The organism is Hahella sp. NS-SX17 (genome assembly GCF_057367735.1).
Genome location: NZ_CM170632.1, coordinates 1792126 through 1814225, shown reverse-complemented (window position 1 = coordinate 1814225; position 22100 = coordinate 1792126). Strand labels below are relative to the sequence as shown.

The following is a 22100-nucleotide window of genomic DNA, read 5'->3' as shown; positions in this document are numbered from 1 at the left end:
GCTGCGGGCTTCTTCGCCAAAACCCTTTGCTATACTGAAATTCATCAAGAGATTTAGGGTCTGTTGACGTTTCGGCGTCGTCACTGCTGCGCCTTGGGAACCGTCAATAAAGGCGAGAGGAACGAAGTTTGGTTATTCCAAATGAGCGACGTGTATACAGGGGCCAAGTCGACTCAGCCCAGGCAGCCACATTCTGCGGTCGCTCACGCCGAGCGTTGGCGCTGGCGTTCGCCCTTGCGTGCCCGGCGCTACAGGCGCAGTCGCTTCATTTCCTGGCCTTAAACCATAATGACGCCCCCGTGGCGGATGCGGTCATTAGCCTGCCTGCGGATCAGGCGCCCTCTTCGGCGACAGCTCGCGAGAGCTCCGCCGCGATCATGGATCAAGTAAACAAACAGTTTCGCCCGAGAATATTGGCGGTGGCGGCGGGAACGCCTGTTGCGTTTCCCAACAGTGATAACGTACGTCATCACGTCTATTCATTTTCTCCCGCCAAGGTCTTCGAGCTGAAGCTATACAGCGGCCAGCCGGAAGCGCCTTTGCTTTTTCAACACCCCGGCGTCGTGGTCCTGGGCTGCAACATCCATGACAGTATGCTTGGCTATATCTACATTACAGAGTCGCCCTACTTCGCCCAGACCGACGCCTCCGGCAAAGCGACGCTGAGCTTTCCGGACGCCGCACCTGAACCGCAAGACATTCTGGTCTGGAGCCCGGAGCTTTCCATCGATTCTCAAACTATATTACGACTGTCTTTGTCAGAGCTAACCACCAGCGCCCCAGAAGGCGACGCTTACGTCATCCGACTGAACATGCAGGGAAAAGGCGCGGAACGCGCCACGGGCAAGTCCGGTTTCGGTAGCAAACTCCGCAAGCAACAGCATGAATAGTCTGCGTAATCAGATACTTCTGCTCTCCGTCAGTCTGGTTTGCGTCGCGTCACTCACGATTCTCGGCGCCTACTGGATATCCATAGGGCATTACACCAGCGATCGCATCAATCAGGATTTCAGCAGCGCCGCCAAAGTCTTTGGGCAGCTTCTCGAATCCCGGGAGGTGCAGTTGACCACTACCGCTGAAGTGCTCACATCGGATTTTGGCTTCAAACAGGCGGTAGCCACACGGGACACCCAGACCATCCAAAGCGTACTCAACAACCACAGTGAACGCATTAGCGCCGACCTGATGTTGCTATTGGATCTGAGTGGCGCGTTGCAGGCCTCCACTCAGGATTCGCCATCCCCCATCGCCCAGTTCGCCCATCCAGATTTATTGCGGCAAGCGCTGACTCACAGTGGCGCGGCGGCTTTCGTCGCCTACCAGGGAGAGCTTTATCAGATGATCATCCTTCCGGTGTACGCGCCAGCGCCGATTGGGTTCGCCGCCATTGGCTTTCGTTTGGACAGCGAACTCGCGGAAGAGCTGCGGCAGATCACCAGCGTGCATATCTCTTTCGTCTGGCGCGATCAGGGCGCAGCCAAAGTTGTCTCCACCCTGTCCCGCGATAACCTCAATGAGGCGCTGCGCGCTCCGGAAACCATTCCTGACACGCTGCTGTCCCTGATCCAGCAAAAGCAAACCTTCAGCAGTAAACGCCGTCCGCTGTCGGGAATGGGCGACAACGCCATCGAAGCCGTATTGAGCGTGCCCCTGCACAACGCCTTCGCAGAGTTTGCAATACTGCGTGACCGCATCCTGTTGATATCCGTGTTGACGTTCCTGCTGTCCATCGCCGGCAGCATGGTGCTGTCACACAACCTGACCAAGCCGCTTGGCCGCATGGTGAAAATCGCCAGCGACCTGTCTCGCGGCCAATATCGCAATCTCACCCCCATTTCTATCGCCACCAGTGAAATCAAAACCCTGTTCCAGACCTTCATCAAGATGGGATCGGATATCGAAGAACGGGAATACAAAATTACCTATCAGGCCACTCACGACGGCCTCACCGGTTTGTTCAACCGCAACAAAGTGATCGCGGAAGTCGAAGACGCCCTCAGGCGGCACAACGCCCCTTTCCTGATTATCAGCCTGAACATCAATGGCTTTAAAAACATCAATGACACCTTTGGTCCCAAAGTCGGCGACGATTGTCTGCGGGCGGTGGGGCAAAGACTGGTCGAGTTCATTCCGAAGAACCCTGTCTGCGCGCGCCTGGGCGCGGATGAATTTTTATGCTTGGTGGATGTCTTTGGCAACGAAAGCGCACGCGCCATCTGCGACAAGTTGCTGGCCCATCTGGCTCGTCCGTTTAAGGTGGACGATTTACGTCTGACTCTGTCATTCAGCATCGGCGTGGCCCAATATCCCGAACATGCGGCGGCGGCCGAGGAACTGCTGCGTCGCGCCACCATCGCCCTGGACAAGGCCCGCAGCGAACGTTGCGCCTTGCGCTTCTATGAGTCTGGCGAAGATGAAGCCCATTTGCGCAGACTGCAGTTACTGCAGGATTTGAAGCTCGCCATCACGGAAAACGACGGCCAACTCTGCATGTACTACCAACCCAAGATGCACTTGGCTTCCGGCCGGGTGGATAAGTGCGAAGCCCTGATCCGCTGGAACCATCCGGAACAGGGTTTCATTCCTCCAGATATGTTTGTCGAGCTCGCGGAGCAAGCCGGACTCATCGCTTCGCTCACAGACTGGGTCACGCGCTCCGTCATCAATCAAGTGGCGGAGTGGCGCGACCAAAACATCGACTTGCAGGCGGCGATCAACCTTTCCGCCCAGGACCTGGAGCGGGACGAGTTATTGGATAACGTACTGAATCAACTGGAGGCATTAAAGCTGCCCACCCGCGCCATTTCCTTCGAGCTGACCGAAAGAGACATGATGAACGACGCCGACCACGCCATCGCTCTTATGCAGCGTTTTCGTCAGCGCGGATTCACCCTGTCCGTAGACGACTATGGCATTGGCTATTCTTCCCTTTCCAAACTGAAGCAAATGCCGGTGTCGGAGATCAAAATTGATAAAAGCTTCGTAATCCCCTTGGAACAATCCGCCAGCGATAAGATTATTGTTCGCTCCACCATCGAACTGGGGCACAGCTTTAACCTCAAAGTCGTTGCTGAAGGCGTGGAGACACAACGCAGCATGGACCTGTTGGCGGAAATGGGATGCGACTATATTCAAGGTTACTTTCTCTCCAAACCCATGCCTGCAAAGGAACTGGCTCCATGGTTACGACAACGCGCACAACAACTTCCCACTCAAGCCTTCGGCAAAGTCTAAGTTGTATTTTTCATCAATGGCTTTTCTCTCCTGACGCACGCGTTCAGATCTGCACGTTAATCATCACCGCAATTGCAATGCTTCCCATCGCCCACGCCGGAGAAGGTAAAATTCTGGCGGCCCCGGGCGTCACGCAGATCGAAGGCAGTGCAGGCGGCGGCCTGACGCCCTGGGCGGTGTTAGCGGGCTACGCCTCGCGGGATGAGATCGCAGGCAGCGTCTTCAGTTCCCGCGTCGGCGTTGATGACTACCGTCTGGATGTATGGGGCGGCGCGCTGAACTTCTATGATCGCGTCGAGGTCAGCGTGGCTCACCAAAAGTTCGACCTGAAACAGGCTGGCGCTGAGATACGCCAGGACATTTATGGCGCCAAAGTGCGCCTTTACGGCGACCTCATATACAGTGAATGGCCCCAGGTCAGCACAGGCGTTCAGTACAAGCGTCTGCAGGACACCGCAATCGCCAAAGCGGTTGGCGCTGCTGACGAGGAACAGGGAACGGACTTTTATCTAACCGCCAGCAAACTCCATCTTGGCGCTGTCGGTGGATACAACCTGCTATGGAGCCTCGGTGTGAGGGCCACCAAAGCCAATCAACTGGGCCTGCTAGGGTTTGGCGGCGACAAGCGCGACAGCTACAGCGCCCAAGTGGAAGCCGCCATCGCCGTCCTGCTCAACGCCCATCTCGCAGTCGGGGCGGAGTACCGCCAAAAGCCCGATAACCTGGGATTCGCTGAAGAGGAAGACTGGAGCGATGTTTTTATCGCGTATTTTCCCAACAAACACGTGAACATCACTCTGGCCTGGGTGGATTTAGGCGACATCGCCGGCCAGGAGAACCAGCGGGGCGCTTATTTGTCCCTGACCGGCTATCTATGGTGAGCCTCCCATTGACTCTCAGCGTGCGGAGAACACAGATGACGCAAGCCAACTCTCAAGCAAGTTCATTATTCCGCGATGCGACAAAAACCATCGCCATCGCACTCACTGCGGCGACGTTACACCTGACCGGCTGCGCAAGCGTCACTCAGGATGCCTCTTTATATCGCGCACTGGGCGGCGAACAAGGAATCGCTCGTCTGGTTGACCGTTTCATTGAGGAAGTCAGCTACTCAGAAGACATCGCACCGTTCTTCGCCGACACCGATCCTGATCGCTTCCGGGAAAAGCTGTCTGAACAACTCTGCAATATCAGCGGAGGCCCCTGTGAATACACTGGCGACAGCATGCGCAACAGCCATGCCGGCATGGCCATATCAGAGGCGGACTTCAATAAAACCGTAGACTTACTGATCAACGCTATGAACAAGGAGGGCGTTCCCTATGCCACGCAAAACCGTCTGCTCAAACGTCTTGCGCCAATGAGGGAGGACATTATTTATCTGTGACTGAGGCGTCGGCAAAATTGCTGTAACCGGCGCGTAATTGCGCTAAAATCCGGCCAGTTTTTTACGGAGACCGATTATGGCGATAAGCAAAGATAAAGTGGTCCAGTTCCACTACGTTCTGAAAGATCAAGAAGGCAAAGAGCTGGAAAACACCTACGAAGACGAAATGATCACCTACCTGCACGGCTATGACAACGTGCTGCAAGGCTTAGAGGAAGCGCTGGAAGGCAAAGACGCCGGCGACAAGTTCGAAATCACCCTGCCCCCGGAAAAAGCCTTCGGTCTGCGTCAGGAAGACAGCATCAAACGCATTTCCAAAAAATACCTGAAGCATGCCGGACGCTACCAGGTTGGCGACGCCATCCCGGTCAAGTCCGAGCAGGGCGTACAAGTGGTCACCGTCATGAAAATCGGCCACTCTATGGTCGACGTCGACATCAACCATCCTTACGCAGGCCAAACGCTGACTTTCGCTCTGGAAGTCGTCAGTCTGCGGGATGCGGAAAAAGAAGAAATCGATCATGGCCACGTACACGGCCCCGGCGGACACCACCACTAAACCGCCGTATCAGGCTTCCAGCGTCCCCGGCTCAACGTTTACACAGGAGCGACCTTAAAAGGGACGCTGGAAAATATCGTCGCGGTCTCAGCCGACGCTAAACGCCATGATCAGCCAAACAACCGTCAGCGGCGCCAGCAACAGCAATGGAGCCACTTTCGACGCATATCGCAGTTGCTCATCGAAAGACTGCCTCACGACTTCAATAATGCCCGGGTCCCATAAACGCGCCGGCTTGCCTTTGCTCTCATCTGGATGCGCAGTGATGCGAGTCTCGCTCAATACGCCGCTTTCCAGAAACGCCCTCGAAAGATTTTTTCCCTTACCCACAGACGCCGCCACAATATGGTATCTCTGGCGCAACCAGTCCACGGGCTCAGATTTCGCGCATACGCCAAGCGTACGCGGCAGATCCATTCCCGCTTGCACGCACAACCCTAAATTCAGCAGATACTGATATACGCTACGCGCCACTACCAGTGACCGAATTTGTGGAAAACGTGACGCTGCATTCCAGAAACGCGAGTCCGGCTCAACCCAATTACGCAGGAAAACCGACGCCAACCGCACGCCGACACCCAGTCCCGCCACCGCCGCCGAGGCGCAAACGCCAAGGCTAGTCAGCGTTGTCTGTGCGCCAAATGCGAAAAAATACAGCAGGTAGGCCAGCGTAAAACAGCACAACAGCCAGGAACCAGCCAGCCAAGCGGATAACTGGCGAGATGAGCGACCGATCAACACATAGTAATCACATAGACGGGCGAAAACTTCCGCGATACGCAGAGTAGCGAGGCCAAACTGAATAAACCGCACTTCCCACGGCAAGAACACCCCACTCTCGCGAATGAGTTCCAGCAAGGGTTTGTCCGCCTCCTGCCTGACGCTCTCCGCCAATTGACTCAATTTAGCCGCATAACAGCGCGGAGAAATATCAGCGGCGGAGTCGAAAACTCCGGGAAACTTCTCGCCGTTCAGCAAAGCCTGTCCCAGGTTTGCAAACAGCACAGCCCGGTTGGCGGGCAATAATTCTGAATATGACATTGAATGAATATAGAAAAGGAATCTGCATGGCAATGCAGTTGAGTATAGAGTCGGGAAAGAAAAAAGGCACTGTATAGCGCCTTTTTTCAAGAGTGAGCGTCAATCGGTTTCGACGTCGGTAAAGTCGCCGCCCTCTGACATGGTGAAAGCCATACCTGTGGTGTAAGAGACGCGTTTGGTGCTGATATGCTTGAGATACTTGATCCACACCTTCTCAATTTCAGTCCCAGGCGCCCTTTCACCTCTCAACACTGCCAGAAGTTGTTCTTCCGCCGGCGTTGCAGGCTTGCGATTGCCGTTTGTGAGCTCTTGCAATGCATACCCAGAGCGCTCAAGCATGTCCGCTTCCTTTTTTGAAAAGAAGCCAGACCTGTTGAATCCTCTGGGAAAGCGTTTCGTATCATAAAACACTTTACTGCTTGCAAAATCTTTTTGGTTCATAAATCAACCCCTTCCGCAAGAAGCATAAAACCAAAACCCGGATACGAAGCTAATCCACTTGTTTCCCGGCGATTACTGATAAGGATAGTCCATATTGTTGGGCGCGATTATCTGCAAACAATGCGCTGAGTACAACCAAAAATTGCGCTTATAGGAAAAAAGTCTTGATTTTTTATTTTCTTTCTGCAGCGAAACGCCGAAAAGCGCCTAAATATCTGGGCTGAGGGGAATTTTCAGAAATGGTTAATATTCAGAAACAAACTGCCAATAGAGCCAAATGCGCTAGTAATAAAACCAATGAATATATGAAAGGACTACAATCTTACGAAGCAAGTTCGCTCATCATGACAAGATCGACGCTCTCGTCTGTACGCACCTTGCTGACAACGTCAGCCTTGCTTAAGCGCCGGGACATATCTCGCAATGTCAGTCGCTCGAAGATCTCATTGACCGTCTGATTGATCACCGACCAGTTAGTATGAACTGTGCACGCATGCATAACGTCGCACACGCGCTCTTCGGCGCAACAATCGGTTAACGCCACGCCGCCCTCCACCGCTCGGAGAATGCGCGCAATACTGATATTATAGGCTGCGTCGGAAAGGCAGTAGCCGCCCTTCACACCGCGTTCGGAATGAACGACGCCGCCATCCACCAGCAACTTCATGATTTTACGGACGGTGGGAATGGGCAATTTGGTCTGATCGGCGACTTGATCCAATTTGACCAGCGCTTTACCGGGCTCTTCCAGAGAGGAGGCGATCAACAGCCCATAATCGGCAAGTCTAGCTAAGCGCAACATAATTGAAGTCCTGTATCAGCTTCATAAACGCATGGCTCTGGATTCGCCAAACGAACCCGCCGCGCAAGGAATACACGCCATTTCGATTCTAACCGCATTCCCGATTGATTACCAATTTAGTATTGATTTGAAATGGGCTTTTCAGTACCCTAGCAATCAAGTCAAGAATAAGAAAACTCTGATTTGTCAGCGCTCTTAGCCAAGGGGAAAAGGCTAAAAAATTCCAGGCGCGGATGACTCGGAGCTTTCTTTTATATGCGCGCTGTTAAAATACTCTTTTCGATCATCGAGGCCCTCTCATGAGCACGCCAGAAAACTCAGTTGACCAATATATCAAACGGGAATACCAGGCCGGCTTTATCACCGACATTGAAAGCGAAGCCCTGGAGCCGGGATTAAACGAAGACGTCATCCGCTTTATCTCCGCTAAAAAGAACGAGCCCGAGTTCATGCTCAACTGGCGTCTCAAGGCCTATCGCGAATGGTTGAACATGGTTGAGCCGCAATGGGCTCACGTGCACTACCCCAAAATCGATTTCAACGACATCATCTATTACTCCGCGCCCAAGTCACAGAAAGACGGCCCCAAGAGCCTGGATGAAGTTGACCCCGAGCTGTTGAGAACCTACGAAAAGCTGGGCATTCCCCTGCATGAGCGCGCCGCATTGGCTGGCGTTGCTGTAGATGCGGTGTTCGACAGCGTTTCCGTCGCCACGACCTTCAAAGAGAAACTGTCTGAAGCCGGCGTTATCTTCTGCTCCATTTCTGAAGCAGTCAGAAATCACCCCGAGCTGGTGGAGAAGTACCTCGGCAGCGTGGTCCCTGTCCGCGACAACTATTTCGCCGCCCTCAACTCCGCAGTCTTCAGCGACGGCTCATTTGTCTACATTCCCAAGGGCGTGCGCTGCCCAATGGAGCTGTCCACCTACTTCCGTATCAACGCGGCGAAAACAGGTCAGTTCGAACGCACGCTGATCATCGCCGACGAAGGCAGCTACGTCAGCTACCTGGAAGGCTGCACTGCTCCCATGCGTGACGAAAATCAGTTACACGCCGCGGTGGTTGAACTGGTGGCGCTGGAAGGCGCGGAAATCAAATACTCGACCGTACAGAACTGGTATCCCGGCGACGAAGAAGGCAAAGGCGGCATCTACAACTTCGTCACCAAACGCGGCCTGTGCGCCGGCGCGCACTCCAAGATTTCCTGGACCCAGGTGGAAACCGGCTCCGCCATCACCTGGAAGTATCCCAGCGTGGTTTTAAAAGGCGATCACAGCGTCGGCGAATTCTATTCCGTGGCGCTGACCAACAACCTGCAGCAGGCGGACACCGGCACCAAGATGATCCACATGGGTAAAAACACCCGCAGCACCATCATCTCCAAAGGCATTTCCGCCGGTCGCAGCGACAGCAGTTATCGCGGACTGGTAAGAATCGGCCCCAACGCCGACAATGCGCGCAACTATACTCAATGCGATTCGCTGCTCATTGGCGCCAAATGCGGCGCGCACACTTTCCCCTACATCGAAAGCAAGAACAACAGCGCCGTGGTTGAGCATGAAGCCACCACCTCCAAAGTGAGCGATGAGCAGTTATTCCTGTGCCGCCAGCGAGGCATCGACGCCGAACGCGCCGTATCCATGATCGTTAACGGCTTTTGCAAGGAAGTATTCAAAGAGCTGCCCATGGAGTTTGCGGTGGAAGCGGGCAAGCTGCTGGAAGTCAGTCTGGAAGGCTCCGTCGGCTGATACGGAGCATAAACGCCTGCGGCGGTTGCAGTGAGTACACAAGCAGTCGTTACGCAGGCAGCGAATATTTGATGAGTTAAATTCCGCGACCTAATAGACCAATTAAAGCGGCGGTCGCAGAGTTGTCTTTCTGATACATGGGATCAAACATGCTAAGTATTAAAGACCTTTACGCTCGGGTAGAAGACAAAGAGATTCTCAAGGGCCTGACGCTGGACGTGAAACCCGGCGAAGTCCACGCCATCATGGGCCCCAACGGCTCAGGCAAAAGCACCCTGACCCACGTACTGTCCGGGCGCGAAGGTTATGACGTCACTTCCGGCGAAATCAGCTATCACGGCCAGGATCTGCTGGAAATGGAGCCGGAGGAGCGCGCCCGCGAAGGTATTTTCCTGGCGTTCCAATATCCGGTGGAAATTCCCGGCGTCAGCAATATTCAATTCCTGCGCACAGCAATGAACAGCATTCGCAAACACCGTGGCGAAGAAGAGCTGGATGCAGCGACGTTTCTGAAACTGGCCCGCCAGAAAATCGGCATGGTCAATCTGGACCCTGAGTTTCTGAAGCGCGGCGTCAATGAAGGCTTTTCCGGCGGCGAGAAAAAGCGCAACGAAATTCTGCAAATGCTGATGCTGGAACCCAAACTGGCGCTGCTGGACGAAACAGACTCCGGCCTGGATATCGACGCCCTGCAAGTCGTAGCCAACGGCGTCAATGCGCTGCGCAGCCCTGATCGCGCCGTAGTTCTGGTGACCCACTATCAGCGTCTGCTGAACTACATCGTACCGGATTACGTCCATGTTCTGGCCAATGGCCGCATCGTCAAATCCGGCGGTCGTGAACTGGCTCTGGAACTGGAAGAGAAAGGGTACGGCTGGTTGAACCTGGACGACGACAAAGTAGCGTAGGCGAGGTATTCATGGCGACCCAAAGCAACCCCTACGCAGACTTCCACCGCCAATGCGTGGAAGCCTCGCAATCCTGGAGCGAACAACTGGGCGACAGCCTGCGCTGGCTTGACGACGTCCGCAGTGAAGGCCGCAGCCTTTTCGCCGGACTGGAGCTTCCAACCCGCAAAACGGAAGCCTGGCGCTACACGCCTATCGCTCCTATTGTTCAGGGCGATATTCTGCGTTTGCGAACGTCGGCGTCTGTTGACGCTCCGCAAGGCATTACTGGCGATTTCTATACTCTGACATTCCATAACGGTCAGCTGGCCTCATCCGATATCGACGATTCCGCTCTGGAAGTGATCCCCTTCTCATCAGCGGATGCAGCCGGTCAGGCGCTGATCAAAGAATATCTGGGCAAAACATTCGACGCCGCCAGGCATCCCTTTGCCGCACTGAATGCAGGCACTCTGCAGGACGGCGCGCTTATCCGCGTCAAGAAAGACAGCAAAGCGCTTAAGCCCCTGCAAATTGTTCACACAGCAGACGTTTCCGGCGACGCCGCATCCAGCTATAACCGCGTGATCGTGGTGGTGGAGTCCGGCTCCAAACTGGAAATGCTGGAAACTTACGTCGACACTCATGAACGCAAAGTTTTCCAAAACACTGTGACGGAAGTGTTTCTCGCCGCCAACAGCACGATGACGCACTACGCGCTGAACTGCGAAGGCGCTAACCAGATTCATACCGGATGCGTGTTCGTCGAACAGCAAGGCGGCAGCCTCTACGAGCAGCATGCCTTCGCCACCGGCGGCGCACTGAAACGTCGCGACATCAATGTGAAATTGCTGGGACAACTGGCCTCCTGCAAGCTGAATGGCGTTTATCTGGCGGGCGGTCGTGAGCATGTGGACTTCCACACGACAATCGAGCACGTGGCCCCGCATTGCGTCAGCGAAGAAACCTACAAAGGCATTATCAACGGCAAAGGCAAAGCGGTGTTCAACGGCCGCGTGCATATCCACCGTGACGCCCAGCAGTCTTCTGCGGCGATGAACAACAATAATCTGTTGTTGACCAATACCGCTGAGGTGAACACCAAGCCCGAGCTGGAAATTTACGCCGACGACGTCAAATGCGCGCACGGAGCCACCGTGGGCCAGTTGGACGACATGGCGCTGTTCTACTTTCAATCCCGCGGCATTCCCCGTAACGAAGCGCACCGCATGCTGAGTCGCGCCTTCGTAGAGTCCGTCATGGCGGAAATGGAGATCGAAACAGCTCACGCCTACGTACTTGATTTGGCGGAGCGTTTCTACAATGAAGGAACGCAGGAGGCGACAGTATGACCCAGGCGATTAAACGTCCCTTTGATGTTCTATCCGTCCGCGAGGACTTCCCTATCCTGCAACAGCAGGTGAACGGCAAACCTCTGGTATATATGGATAACGCAGCCACAGCGCAAAAGCCGCTGGCGGTTATCGAGGCGATGAACACATATTATCGGGAGTTTAACGCCAACGTGCATCGCGGGGCCCATAGCCTGAGCGATCGCGCGACAGGCGAGTTCGAAGCCGCCCGCGACAAAGTGCGCGCCTTCGTCAACGCGCCGTCTCGTGAAGATATCATCTGGGTGCGCGGCGTCACTGAAGCCATCAATCTGGTGGCGCAATCTTACGCCCGCAGCACCCTGCAGCCCGGCGACGAGATTATCGTCAGCCAGCTTGAACATCACGCCAATATCGTGCCCTGGCAGATCGTGGCGCAACAGACTGGCGCCCAGGTAAGAGTCATTCCGATTACGCCTGACGCCGAGCTGGACATGGCCGCCTATCAGGCCCTGCTGAACGAAAAAACCTGCATCGTTGCGGTGAATCATGCGTCCAACTCCATGGGCACGGTGAATCCCGTCAAAGAAATGATTCGTTTGGCGAAGAACGTCGGCGCGGTAACGTTGATAGACGGCGCACAAGGCGCGCCGCACCTTGAAATCGACGTGCAGGACCTGGACTGCGACTTCTATGCGATTTCCGCCCATAAAGCATTCGGCCCTACCGGCATCGGCGCGCTATACGGCCGCAAAGCTTTGCTGGAAGCCATGCCCCCATATCAAAGCGGCGGCGAAATGATCGAACGCGTGTCCTTCTCCGGCACCACGTTCAACGTACCTCCGTTTAAGTTTGAAGCCGGTACGCCAGCCATTGCTGAAGCCATCGGTTTCGCAGCGGCGCTGGATTATTTAAGCCAGTTCGATAAAGCGCAATTGAAAGCTCATGAAGACAGCCTGCTGCAACTTGCGGTGGAGCTGGCGCCGACCGTCCCCGGCTTACGCCCGGTGGGTGCGGCGAAAGACAAAGTTTCCGTTTTTTCCTTTTTGGTGGACGGCCTGCATCCCAGCGACCTGGGCACCTTGCTGGATCAACAAGGCATCGCCGTTCGCACCGGGCACCATTGCGCACAGCCGTTGATGGAATGCCTGGGCGTTCCGGGTACGACACGCGCCTCTTTTGCGTTCTACAACACCCGCGAAGAGGTTGAAAAACTGTTCGCCGCCCTACAGAAGATAACCAGACTGTTTATTTAGGAGATAGATAACTATGTCCGCGCAAACCTTTACGCCAGAAGTGGGATTGCGTATCACCGACGCTGCGGCGCAGCACATCCGCAAGCAGCTGAGGCAACATCCCGACGCTCAGGGCTTTCGCCTGGGCCTCAAAGCCAGCGGCTGCTCCGGTTTTAAATACATCGTGGATCTGGTTAAGGCCCCTTCCGACGATGATCGCAAGTTCGTGCTCGCTGACGACATTCCTGTTTATGTTGACGCCAAGAGCCTGCCTTATATCAATGGGGCGGAGATCGACTTCGTCAAAGAAGGCCTGAATTACGCCTTCAAGTTCAACAACCCCAACGTAGACTCATCCTGCGGCTGTGGGGAAAGCTTTTCCATAAAAGAGGACGCCTGATCGATATGGAAAGAGAGGTTGTACTCACCAAGCGGGACTGCGTCGCCCGCCTTGTTCCCGCCGGTACGGAAATCACCATTCCCGCGGACACCTTCGTCACGATTACCCAGGCGCTGGGCGGAGCCTTCACCGTTGTCGTCAACGGCAATCTGGCCCGTGTTGAGGGCAGAGACGCCGATGCGCTGGGCAAAAATGTCGCCGATTTCAATTTCGACGACGTCACTGAAGGCGAGGTTAATGAGCGGCATGTATGGGAAGCCCTGCGTGCGGTTTATGACCCGGAGATTCCCGTCAACATCGTTGACCTGGGCCTGGTCTATAATGTCGCCATCAGCAAACAGGACGGCAAGAATTGCGTCAATGTGGAAATGACCCTGACGGCGCCCGGCTGCGGTATGGGGCCTGTCATCGCCGATGACGTAAAACACAAGCTCACGCTGGTGCCCAATGTGGATGAAGCTCAAGTAGATCTGGTGTTCGATCCTCCCTGGAGCAACGACATGCTCAGCGAAGAGGCCAAACTAGAACTGGGCATGCTTTAAGCTAACCGCAGGCGCTGACTTTATCGCCTGCTGACGATGAATTAACGCAGACAGAACTGAAAACCATGACCGCTGTTGACCAAGCCGATATTTTCACCGCCAACCCACTGGGCAAAGACACCACCATCGCCGACATCAAAGACAGCTTTGAGTTTCTGGACGATTGGGAGGAGCGCTACGGCTACGTCATCGACCTGGGTAAGCAGGTTCCCTCGATGCCGGCGGAACACAAAGTAGAAGAGAACTTTGTACACGGCTGCCAGAGTCAGGTCTGGTTTATCCACCATCTTGATGCCGCAACCAACAGAATGTACGTCCTGGTCGCCAGCGACGCCATGATCGTACAAGGCCTCGCCGCCGTTGTAATGTGCGCTTTCAACGGCAAATCACCGCAAGAAATCGTCGGCTTTGATATGGATGCGCTGTTTACGGAACTTGACCTGATGCGTCATCTCAGCCCCACCCGCGGCAATGGCCTGCGCGCCATGGTGAAAAAGATTCAGAACGCCGCGCACAGCGTATTGTAGTCAGTTTCCCGCTAAGGCCAGTCACCTATGGAGCGAAGTCCAAACCACGCGATGAATCTGGTTAAATGGATTTTTGACAACGAGATAGAGGTCGCCCTGGCCAGCGATGTTGATAAGACGCGTTTGACGCAACAGGGCCTCAAACTCAACAAAACCTCCAAGCACAGCCGCGCTACGCCAAACGTTTACTATATCCCCTATCCTGCTTACGACGCCTTCAGCCCCACCACTTATGAGTTCACTCTCAATGAACGCCTCAGTGAAATCTGTTTGCGTTTGCATGAACTCGGCTTCGTATTCTGGGGGACTTTTAAAACGGAAAAGTCCCCCATTGATTATATGCGGGAACTGCAATGCCGCGGCGTGCTGACAACGCCCTTTCGCGCACTCAATGCAGGAGAACAAGAGACCGTAGTGATCGATGAGACGCAACGGAGCAAGTAACTCCGCACAGCTCACCAGCGCCCTCTCTACTTTATCCGCCACACTTTATCCGCCACTCCCTTATCCCAGCAAAGAGGCAAGGCTTCACTCAAGGCGCTTGCCTACGTCCCCATTCTGCTTAGACTACAAAAAACGACGATAAAAATGGGAGCAGCACTCCATGGGATTCAAACAACACTATCAACTTATGGCCGGATACAACCAACGCATGAACCATCAGGTTTATGCGGCGGCGGCAAAGCTGGACGAGAGCATCCTGACAAAAGATTCCGGTGCGTTTTTCGGCTCCATACTCGGCACCCTGAACCACATTATGGTGGCGGACCTGGTCTGGCTGGGGCGATATTCCTCGCTGTCGAACCGTTACCAGTCCTTGCAGGCGCTGTCGCAGTACGCCAAACCCACCGCGCTGAATGAAATTTTATATGCGGATTTCGCCTCGCTATCGGAGAAACGACGTCAACTGGACGCCCTGATCATTCGCTGGCTTACCGACGAAGCAGCGGAAGAAGATTACGCTCTCAATCTCCACTACAGCAGCATGACCGGCGGGAAAAGCGTGCGTAACTTTGGCGAATTGCTGGCGCACTTCTTCAATCACCAGACGCACCACCGAGGTCAGACCAGCACACTACTGTCACAGGCGGGACAGGATATCGGCGTCACTGATTTTGCGATTGATATCCCGAATCTCGCGCCTTCAGACTGAGGCTCAGTCCTCGGCTTCAGCCTGCGCCTCAATTCCGACGACAAACTGCTGCAGCCCCTTTTGTAAGGGGCCGGCAATCTCAGGGGATTGCATAATCCCCTCCACGTCCAGGTTTGAACTGAGCAGAGGCACGGAAACGCAGGCGCTGTCTACAATGCGGCCAGACATGGTGGCGACTACTTCGCGCAGAGCCGCCTGGGCGTGACTGGCCCGGGGCGAGGTATTGATGAGCATGACAGGCATATATACAAACTCCTCGCCACTCACCAGCCAATCAAGGGCGTTCTTCATAACGCCGCTGATTCCATGGGCGTATTCCGGACTGGCGATAATCAATCCTTGCGCTTGCGCCAATGCGGATTTCAACTCTCTTACAGCGGCAGGCAGTTCATTTTCCAGGTCGGGATTAAAGAGCGGCAGGTCTCCCAGCCCTTTATAGACTTTCACTGCGACGCTACCAGACGTCAGTCTGCTTAGCGCCTCTATCGCCGAGGTGTTGTAGGAGACCTTTCTGAGGCTGCCGGAGATGGCCAGAATGTTAAGAGGTTTCACAGTTCAATCGCGCCCGTACGCCAGTTCCAATCAAGCCGCAACGCATATTACGTCACGCCGATGAAGGACCCATTCTAACGACTCAACCGAGCATAACCAGCCCTCAGCCGGTTTTGTAGGACTGTTCCATTCTCCTGACGAAAAAATCCTCGTAGGTGCGCCGCCAGGTATCCAATCCGGCTTCCCAATGCAGGCAGATGATCAAACGTTCAAAGCTGTCCGCGTATTTCACTAAGACTTCCAGCCCTTCATGGGCGGCCATGGATTGCGGCGTTTTATTGGTTCCCGCACCGAGGGCGGGGAAAGCAATGGTTTTGACGCTATGTTCCAGCGCCAGTCGAACCACGCTCTCATAACAATTGGCCAACAAATGCAGATCAGAACCGCCCCACTGGTCGCCGCCCGTCCACTGCGGCGTCACCGTATGAATAATATGTTTGGCGGGCAGCTTAAACCCCGGTGTCATACAGGCGCCGCCCACCTTACATTCCCCGGCTTGGGAACAGGCCGCATCCAACGCCTCTTCTCCCGCCTGCTCAAATATCTGCGCGGACAAGCCCCGGCCTTTACTGAGGTATTTATGGGCGGGACAAACAATGGCGTCCACCTCCAACTCGGTGATGTCGCCGCATAGAAACTCAATCATTCCACTCACCCCGTACAATATTGTCTACATGCAACCCTGAAAACCCTTCTATAAACAAGTATTGCACAGATCGGGGGAATGTCTTTTCGTCGGGGCAAACCGATGATCAGGCTCCCGGCTCTCCCTGCACCGCCTCACTGCGGCTAAACCCCTCAATGGATTGGGTGACTTCCGGGTTACGGTTGCGGGTGATTTCGTAGTTCCAGACTTCGATGTAGCGGATGCCGAGTTTTTTGGCTTGTTCGAACATGCCGCCGTAGCCGCCGGCGCCGAAGCGGCGGCCCTGGTCGGAGCGGCCGATGGCTTGTGCGTATTTATATCCGCGGAAATCGCGGACTTCCTGCAGGAGGGCGTGCTGATAGTTTTCCCGTCCTGACAGCCACCAGACGGCGATGCCAACCCGGTCGCGGTAGTTCTTTTCGATCAGACGCATGATGCGTTCCGGGGTTTCCACCGTACCGATTTCATGGACCTCAAAAGCAATATGCTTCTGCGGGAACGCCCGGTAAAAAGAGTCTATGGCTTCCGCCGCTGCGCGCACCCACTTGTCCGGTGTGAACCCCTGACGCTGCAGGTCTTCGTAGCGGTTGCCGTTGAAGTGGCCTTCAATGCCGTTGGAGGTGGCTTGGGGCACATACACCAGCTGCAGCGTTTCATCGTTTCCGTACTTCTTCCCCAAGGCCTCCGCCAACAGCTTAAGTCTGGCTTGCAGAACCAAATCCCAATAAGGAGCGATGCGGACTTTGTCTCCACGAAAACGTATATCCATAGAGCCGGCGCCGTCATCAAACAGCCAGTCTGGGGCCCGGGGTCCCGCAAGTACGGCAAGCGACCACAACTTGCCATAACGACGGACGCCTTGCAGCTGCGCTTCGATAACAGAGAAATCATAGTGTCCCGGCTTGGGCTCAATGTCCGACCAGAACACTCTCACCAACCCGCCTTTCACAAAAGCCGGCCGCAACGACTCCGCCTCCTTGCCTATCACATGACTACTGAATATTCCCCGTGGGGGCATATTCTTTTCTTTGCCCTGGGCCGGTGATTTTACTGCGGCAGACGCCTCTTGCTGTGCAGCCCGCTTTTCCTCGGCCCAGGCTGAAGAGCCGGCGATACAGGCCAATGCCAGTAGTAGGGCGGTGAGTTTTCTAATCTGTTCCATGACAGCGCTCCTGTCTCCATCCGTTATGTCCGATTCTGCAACTGGCCACTCATAAAATAAAGCGCCGCAACAGGATCTTAATGGGATTTAATGCCGGACTTTGCCGTCTCACCATTGTGGGGCATACTGAGTACCTACCCCCTTTTGGCTACTCCAAGGAGTTTTATGGAGACCGCTTCCCCCAAAGCACTCATGCGTCGAGTCCTATCAACACTGCGCACCCTAGCGCTGGCCAGCTTAGCGCTATCTCCCGCCCTCTTCCCTTTGTCAGCCCATGCGGAGACCGTGGCGACGGGTAAAATGGGACAGTGTCAGGGAACCATTGAATACAACGCCAAGGCGCAAGCGCTGGGGTTTCGACTGGCTCACGGAGACTCTTTTTATTGCGGCGCCAGTCAAGAGGAGACTCTCGCACTGTTGAACTCTGCGCTAAAGGCGTTGCCTGAGGATGCGCAACTCGAATACCTCTCTATCGGCAGACTGATCGACTATGACTGGATTGGCGCCACCCTCGTCGCACAAGCGGCGCAGGATAAAAACTGGAACGCCGCACAAGCCCGTCCTGAAAGTCAGGCAGGTGGCGCGCCAAACACTTATGCTTACGTTAGCGCCTATCTCTCAGGCGAACCGCTGGCATCCGTTTGGAATGACGCCTTACGCTCCCGTAGTGTGGAAATCGCCGCCGCCAGTATTGAAAAGCTGCTCATCAGCGGCCCGGATGTTGAGCAAAACCCTGCCTGGGTTCCTTCGCAAAAAGGCTACCCTTTCGATGCGATGCTGCATTATCGGCTGCGCCCGCTGCACGCTCCCATTTCAACAGAGTAATCGGCTATGACTCAGCCCTCTATGCCTCACGCCACTATTCCTCCCTACATGACAAGCGACGACCAGGTCGTACTGTTCGATGGCGTCTGCAAGCTCTGCAACGCCTGGTCGTCGTTTCTAATTAAACACGACACGCACCGGCGCTTTAAACTGGCCTCCGTGCAATCACCAGAAGGTCAGGCGATCCTCGCCTGGTTCAATATGCCGCTGGACCGTTTCGACACCATGCTTTATGTGGAAGGCGGCCGCGCCTATGAAAAATCCGACGCCTTCCTGCGCATCATTGCGCAGTTTCCCGCGCCATGGCGTTACCTGAAAATCTTTCGCATCCTGCCGCGTTTTTTGCGGGACTGGGGCTATGACCTCGTCGCTCAGAACCGATATCGCCTGTTCGGTAAATATGAACACTGCCTGCTGCCAACGCCAGACCATAACAGCCGCTTTCTGAGCGGCCATGCTCCGGACGAAAATAAACTCGCGACAATGGAAAGCATGACAACAGGAACACCTTCATGAGGGATGTATTGCTCCGTATTCACTGGGTTGCGCGTCTCAGCGTGGCCGGTGTTTTTCTTTATCACGGCCTGGTCCCGAAGATTTTATGGCTCAGCCCGACTGAGCTGGCCATGATCGAAGCCCAGGGGCTGGGCCAGTATGCGCCGCAGATCGCCATGGCGGGCGGCGTGGCGGAAATCCTTCTGGGACTGCTTATCGCACTGCCATTGCGCAGCAACCTTCCGCTCTTGGCCGCCGGAGTCGCGCTTGTCGGTCTATTGCTGGATGTAGCGTGGTTTTCCCCGGGTTTATTGGCGGACGCCTTCAACCCAGTGACCGTCAATCTGGCCACTCTGGCCCTGGTCTGGGTCGCCTGGGTGAGTAAAGAGATACAAAAAAGTCCCGAATAAGCCGAATTTAATTTCCCCCTGCCCTGGTTTTCCGCCTGCTTTTGCTATGCTGTTAGGGATAAAAAGTGACTTGATGTCCGTGATTAGTCCCCTCCTCTGAAAGACACCGCACCTCAGCGCTCCGCGTCCGGTCGTCCGGCAGCGGCGCCCAGGTGGGGGTTCACGCCTGTTGTTTAACTTTTTCAACACAGGACAACGCCCATGGAATCCAAACCGCTTATTACTCAAACTGGTCAAGCTAATGCGATCAGTTGCGCAGAATTAATTGTTAAATATCTCAGTCTGTTAAAAGTTCCCTATGTGTTCGGCGTATCCGGCGGCAATATCGACCCACTGGGCAGCGCCCTCGCCCGCCACGAAGACAGCACTCATGTACGCTGGATATTGACGCGCTCCGAAGCCGGAGCGGGATTTATGGCGGATGGTTTCGCCAGAGAATGTGGCGTTATCGGCGTATGCAGCGCCACGTCAGGTCCAGGCTGCACCAATTTATTAACGCCTGTGAGCAACGCTTTTATAGACGGCGTCCCTATGCTGGTTATCACAGGCCAAAGCACCATCAGCACTTTTGGCCGCGGCGCCATGCAGGAAAGCAGCGCCTCCGGCGTCGACACCATCCTCATGTTCAAAGGCTGCACCCGCTACAACACGCTGGTCTCCCACCCCGAGCAGCTTGAGCACAACCTGCTGGCGGCGTTGAGCCACGCCACCGGCCCCACTCCTGGCCCCGTACATATCAGCATCCCGCTGGACATCTTCGAAACGCCGGTCCCATCCAGCCGCAACCCCATCTCCCTGCATACGTTTCTGGGACAGGAAATCACTCCAGACAAAGTCGTACTGCAACGCCTGAACACTATTTTGCGTGGCTATCAGCGCGGCGTCATCGTCATCGGCAGCGGGTGCGCCGGCGCTATGCGGGAAATTCTCTGTTATGCGGAGCGGCGCGCCTGGCCGATTGTCACCACGCCCATGGGACGAGGCCTGATGTCCGCCGACCATCCTCTGTACCGGGGCGTATTCGGCACCGCTGGGCATGAGTCCGCCCGCAAAACCCTGACCGCGGAGGAGGCGGACATTATTATGGTGGTATGCGCCAATCTGGATGAACACGCCACCTGCGGCTGGGACGGCAGCACCATTCTGTCCCGACGTCTGGTGCACATTAATAACAACCCAGAGCATCTGGCCAAGTCTCATATGGCGCAAATGAATCTGATGGGCAGCCCCCGCATCGTGTTCGACTACCTCAATCAGGAAAACCAGGCCGCCCCCGCCTCAGAAACGGGTGAAGACGCGCTCCCCGCACTGCGTAATGAGAACAACCTGCCCAAAAATATCAGCGTTCTCCATATCGAAGACTGTAATACGGACAACACGCCCATCAACCCGCGCCGCCTGTTCTGGCGCCTGAGTCAGTGCGCCCCCAAAGACGCACACCTCTATGCTGACGCAGGCAACGCTTTCTTCTGGGCCACCCACTACTGGCACCCTCGCTCAGCATCTGTGATCGATGTGAATAAAATGCCGATATCCATGGGCTTCGCCGCCATGGGATGGGCGATTGGCGCGGCTATCGGAGGCAAGTTCGCCAACCCGCATATCCCGGTGCTTTGCATTACCGGCGACGGCAGCTATCTAATGACGGCGCAGGAAATCACCGTCGCCAAACAACACGATCTTAACGTGGTGATTCTGGTGCTGAATAATGGCGTGCTGGGGACAGTCATGCATGGGCAACGCATGCGCGGCATGCAAAGCTTCGGCAACGAACTCCCACAGACTAATTTCGCACTGCTCGCTCAATCCCTGGGAGTGGAGGCCTACCGCATTAAAGACTTCGACGAGCTGGTGCGCCTGGACATCGCCTCCCTGTTCCAACGCAAGGGACCTGTGCTGCTGGATGTGATCGTGGACAAGGAGATTCCTCCGCCGATTGGACAGCGCGTTAAAAATCTGCAGGCGGCGCGCCCAGCCCCTCGGGCGCCGAAGCTGACCAACGCATGACCCGGTTGGCATGCCGCCTTCACTTCGTGCCGTATATCCGATCCCCAGCGTCGCCAACGCCGGGTCGGATATAAGCGTGGTCATCCAGATGGCTGTCGATCACTCCCGCATACACCGGCACGTCTGGATGCTCTTCACGAAACAGGCTCACGCCTTCCGGCGCGGCGAACAGACAGATAAAACGAATATCCTGCGCTCCCAGATCCTTGATTTTATGCACCGCCGCCGTCGCAGAGTGGCCGGTGGCGAGCATGGGGTCGACACAGATTACTGTCCGCTGATCCAGATCCGGCGGCATCTTGACGTAATACTCAATGGGCATTTTGGTCTGCGGATCGCGATAGAGGCCGATATGCCCCACCCGCGCCGACGGCGACAGTTGCAGCACGCCTTCAGTCATGCCGTTACCCGCCCGCATGATGGTGACAATGCAGAGCTTTTTGCCCTTTAACGTCGGCGACATTGTCGTTTCCAGAGGCGTTTCCACTTCCACCAGTTCCGTTTCCAGATCCCGCGTGGCTTCATAACCAATCAAAACGCCCAGCTCCTGCACCAGCATACGAAACTCTCGGGTAGAGGTATTTTTGTCCCGCAGACTGGTAAGTTTGTGCTGCACGAACGGGTGGTTAACCATGTACACACCGGGGTGTTTTTCCACTAATGAAGTCATTGACATAGCTGTCTCTCAACCCTTGCCGATATAGATTTACGAGTCA

Annotated in this window: 25 protein-coding genes; 18 read left to right on the top strand and 7 right to left on the bottom strand. The window is 55.2% G+C overall.

All coding sequences use genetic code 11. The features are described from left to right. The first annotated feature begins 128 nt into the window (after window positions 1-128). The 5 genes from AC2IBB_RS08250 to AC2IBB_RS08230 all read left to right on the top strand — a co-directional run bounded on the left by AC2IBB_RS08250 (window position 129) and on the right by AC2IBB_RS08230 (window position 5180). Window positions 129-890: a methylamine utilization protein gene (locus AC2IBB_RS08250; RefSeq protein ID WP_486332401.1), complete on the top strand. Its 762-nt coding sequence runs from the start codon at window positions 129-131 to the stop codon at window positions 888-890. Next, complete coding sequence (locus AC2IBB_RS08245; RefSeq protein ID WP_486332400.1) at window positions 883-3234, top strand: putative bifunctional diguanylate cyclase/phosphodiesterase; 2352 nt, start codon at window positions 883-885, stop codon at window positions 3232-3234. Before AC2IBB_RS08250 ends, AC2IBB_RS08245 begins: the two co-directional genes overlap by 8 nt. Before the next feature lie 77 nt (window positions 3235-3311). Next, window positions 3312-4115 carry a DUF3034 family protein gene (locus AC2IBB_RS08240; protein ID WP_486332399.1) on the top strand — a complete coding sequence of 268 codons (804 nt, stop codon included), beginning with the start codon at window positions 3312-3314 and terminating at the stop codon, window positions 4113-4115. Between the two features lie 35 nt (window positions 4116-4150). Further along, complete coding sequence (locus tag AC2IBB_RS08235; RefSeq protein ID WP_486332398.1) at window positions 4151-4621, top strand: group I truncated hemoglobin; 471 nt, start codon at window positions 4151-4153, stop codon at window positions 4619-4621. A gap of 76 nt (window positions 4622-4697) precedes the next feature. After that, window positions 4698-5180, top strand: a complete 483-nt coding sequence (locus AC2IBB_RS08230; protein ID WP_486332397.1) for an FKBP-type peptidyl-prolyl cis-trans isomerase — start codon at window positions 4698-4700, stop codon at window positions 5178-5180. Between the two features lie 87 nt (window positions 5181-5267). Here AC2IBB_RS08230 and AC2IBB_RS08225 read toward each other — a convergent pair whose 3' ends face one another. From AC2IBB_RS08225 to AC2IBB_RS08215, 3 genes are all read right to left on the bottom strand, one after another. Beyond that, window positions 5268-6221 (bottom strand): hypothetical protein, encoded by a 954-nt coding sequence (locus tag AC2IBB_RS08225; protein ID WP_486332396.1) that lies wholly within the window; start codon window positions 6219-6221, stop codon window positions 5268-5270. A 99-nt stretch (window positions 6222-6320) separates the two neighbouring features. Beyond that, window positions 6321-6662, bottom strand: a complete 342-nt coding sequence (locus AC2IBB_RS08220; RefSeq protein ID WP_486332395.1) for a MaoP family protein — start codon at window positions 6660-6662, stop codon at window positions 6321-6323. A 322-nt stretch (window positions 6663-6984) separates the two neighbouring features. Beyond that, window positions 6985-7464 carry an SUF system Fe-S cluster assembly regulator gene (locus tag AC2IBB_RS08215; protein WP_486332394.1) on the bottom strand — a complete coding sequence of 160 codons (480 nt, stop codon included), beginning with the start codon at window positions 7462-7464 and terminating at the stop codon, window positions 6985-6987. Window positions 7465-7763: 299 nt separating this feature from the next. On the opposite strand from AC2IBB_RS08215, the gene sufB reads away from it, so the two are divergent. From sufB to AC2IBB_RS08170, 9 genes are all read left to right on the top strand, one after another. Next, window positions 7764-9212, top strand: a complete 1449-nt coding sequence (gene sufB, locus AC2IBB_RS08210) for a Fe-S cluster assembly protein SufB (RefSeq protein ID WP_486332393.1) — start codon at window positions 7764-7766, stop codon at window positions 9210-9212. 149 nt (window positions 9213-9361) lie between these two features. Further along, window positions 9362-10120: a Fe-S cluster assembly ATPase SufC gene (gene sufC / locus AC2IBB_RS08205; RefSeq protein ID WP_486332392.1), complete on the top strand. Its 759-nt coding sequence runs from the start codon at window positions 9362-9364 to the stop codon at window positions 10118-10120. Between the two features lie 11 nt (window positions 10121-10131). After that, window positions 10132-11451: a Fe-S cluster assembly protein SufD gene (gene sufD / locus AC2IBB_RS08200; RefSeq protein WP_486332391.1), complete on the top strand. Its 1320-nt coding sequence runs from the start codon at window positions 10132-10134 to the stop codon at window positions 11449-11451. After that, window positions 11448-12686 carry an aminotransferase class V-fold PLP-dependent enzyme gene (locus AC2IBB_RS08195; protein WP_486332390.1) on the top strand — a complete coding sequence of 413 codons (1239 nt, stop codon included), beginning with the start codon at window positions 11448-11450 and terminating at the stop codon, window positions 12684-12686. The genes sufD and AC2IBB_RS08195 overlap by 4 nt, the downstream gene beginning before the upstream one ends. A gap of 13 nt (window positions 12687-12699) precedes the next feature. After that, window positions 12700-13065, top strand: coding sequence for a HesB/IscA family protein (locus AC2IBB_RS08190; protein WP_127973050.1), 366 nt, complete (start codon window positions 12700-12702; stop codon window positions 13063-13065). A 5-nt stretch (window positions 13066-13070) separates the two neighbouring features. Further along, window positions 13071-13607, top strand: coding sequence for a putative Fe-S cluster assembly protein SufT (sufT, locus tag AC2IBB_RS08185; protein WP_486332389.1), 537 nt, complete (start codon window positions 13071-13073; stop codon window positions 13605-13607). A gap of 65 nt (window positions 13608-13672) precedes the next feature. Further along, the gene (locus tag AC2IBB_RS08180) at window positions 13673-14134 is read left to right on the top strand and encodes a SufE family protein (RefSeq protein WP_486332388.1); all 462 of its coding nucleotides are present in this window, start codon (window positions 13673-13675) and stop codon (window positions 14132-14134) included. A gap of 27 nt (window positions 14135-14161) precedes the next feature. Then, the gene (locus AC2IBB_RS08175) at window positions 14162-14578 is read left to right on the top strand and encodes a hypothetical protein (protein WP_486332387.1); all 417 of its coding nucleotides are present in this window, start codon (window positions 14162-14164) and stop codon (window positions 14576-14578) included. A 160-nt stretch (window positions 14579-14738) separates the two neighbouring features. After that, window positions 14739-15287, top strand: coding sequence for a DinB family protein (locus AC2IBB_RS08170; RefSeq protein WP_486332386.1), 549 nt, complete (start codon window positions 14739-14741; stop codon window positions 15285-15287). A 3-nt stretch (window positions 15288-15290) separates the two neighbouring features. On the opposite strand, the gene AC2IBB_RS08165 is transcribed toward AC2IBB_RS08170, so the two are convergent. The 3 genes from AC2IBB_RS08165 to AC2IBB_RS08155 all read right to left on the bottom strand — a co-directional run bounded on the left by AC2IBB_RS08165 (window position 15291) and on the right by AC2IBB_RS08155 (window position 17647). Then, window positions 15291-15839 (bottom strand): NADPH-dependent FMN reductase, encoded by a 549-nt coding sequence (locus AC2IBB_RS08165; RefSeq protein WP_486332385.1) that lies wholly within the window; start codon window positions 15837-15839, stop codon window positions 15291-15293. 103 nt (window positions 15840-15942) lie between these two features. Next, a complete protein-coding gene (locus AC2IBB_RS08160; protein ID WP_486332384.1) occupies window positions 15943-16485 on the bottom strand; it encodes a macro domain-containing protein in 543 nt (180 codons plus the stop codon). Window positions 16486-16591: 106 nt separating this feature from the next. Then, window positions 16592-17647 (bottom strand): beta-galactosidase, encoded by a 1056-nt coding sequence (locus tag AC2IBB_RS08155; RefSeq protein ID WP_486332383.1) that lies wholly within the window; start codon window positions 17645-17647, stop codon window positions 16592-16594. Between the two features lie 165 nt (window positions 17648-17812). On the opposite strand from AC2IBB_RS08155, the gene AC2IBB_RS08150 reads away from it, so the two are divergent. The 4 genes from AC2IBB_RS08150 (at window position 17813) to AC2IBB_RS08135 (ending at window position 21384) form a co-directional block, all read left to right on the top strand. Then, window positions 17813-18472, top strand: a complete 660-nt coding sequence (locus AC2IBB_RS08150; RefSeq protein WP_486332382.1) for a hypothetical protein — start codon at window positions 17813-17815, stop codon at window positions 18470-18472. 6 nt (window positions 18473-18478) lie between these two features. Next, the gene (locus AC2IBB_RS08145; RefSeq protein WP_486332381.1) at window positions 18479-18988 is read left to right on the top strand and encodes a thiol-disulfide oxidoreductase DCC family protein; all 510 of its coding nucleotides are present in this window, start codon (window positions 18479-18481) and stop codon (window positions 18986-18988) included. Continuing rightward, entirely contained in the window at window positions 18985-19377 is a 393-nt protein-coding gene (locus AC2IBB_RS08140; RefSeq protein ID WP_486332380.1) for a DoxX-like family protein, read from the top strand. Before AC2IBB_RS08145 ends, AC2IBB_RS08140 begins: the two co-directional genes overlap by 4 nt. Before the next feature lie 201 nt (window positions 19378-19578). Then, a complete protein-coding gene (locus AC2IBB_RS08135) occupies window positions 19579-21384 on the top strand; it encodes a thiamine pyrophosphate-binding protein (RefSeq protein WP_486332379.1) in 1806 nt (601 codons plus the stop codon). Between the two features lie 19 nt (window positions 21385-21403). On the opposite strand, the gene upp is transcribed toward AC2IBB_RS08135, so the two are convergent. Next, window positions 21404-22060, bottom strand: coding sequence for a uracil phosphoribosyltransferase (gene upp, locus AC2IBB_RS08130; RefSeq protein WP_486332378.1), 657 nt, complete (start codon window positions 22058-22060; stop codon window positions 21404-21406). Window positions 22061-22100 lie beyond the last annotated feature (40 nt).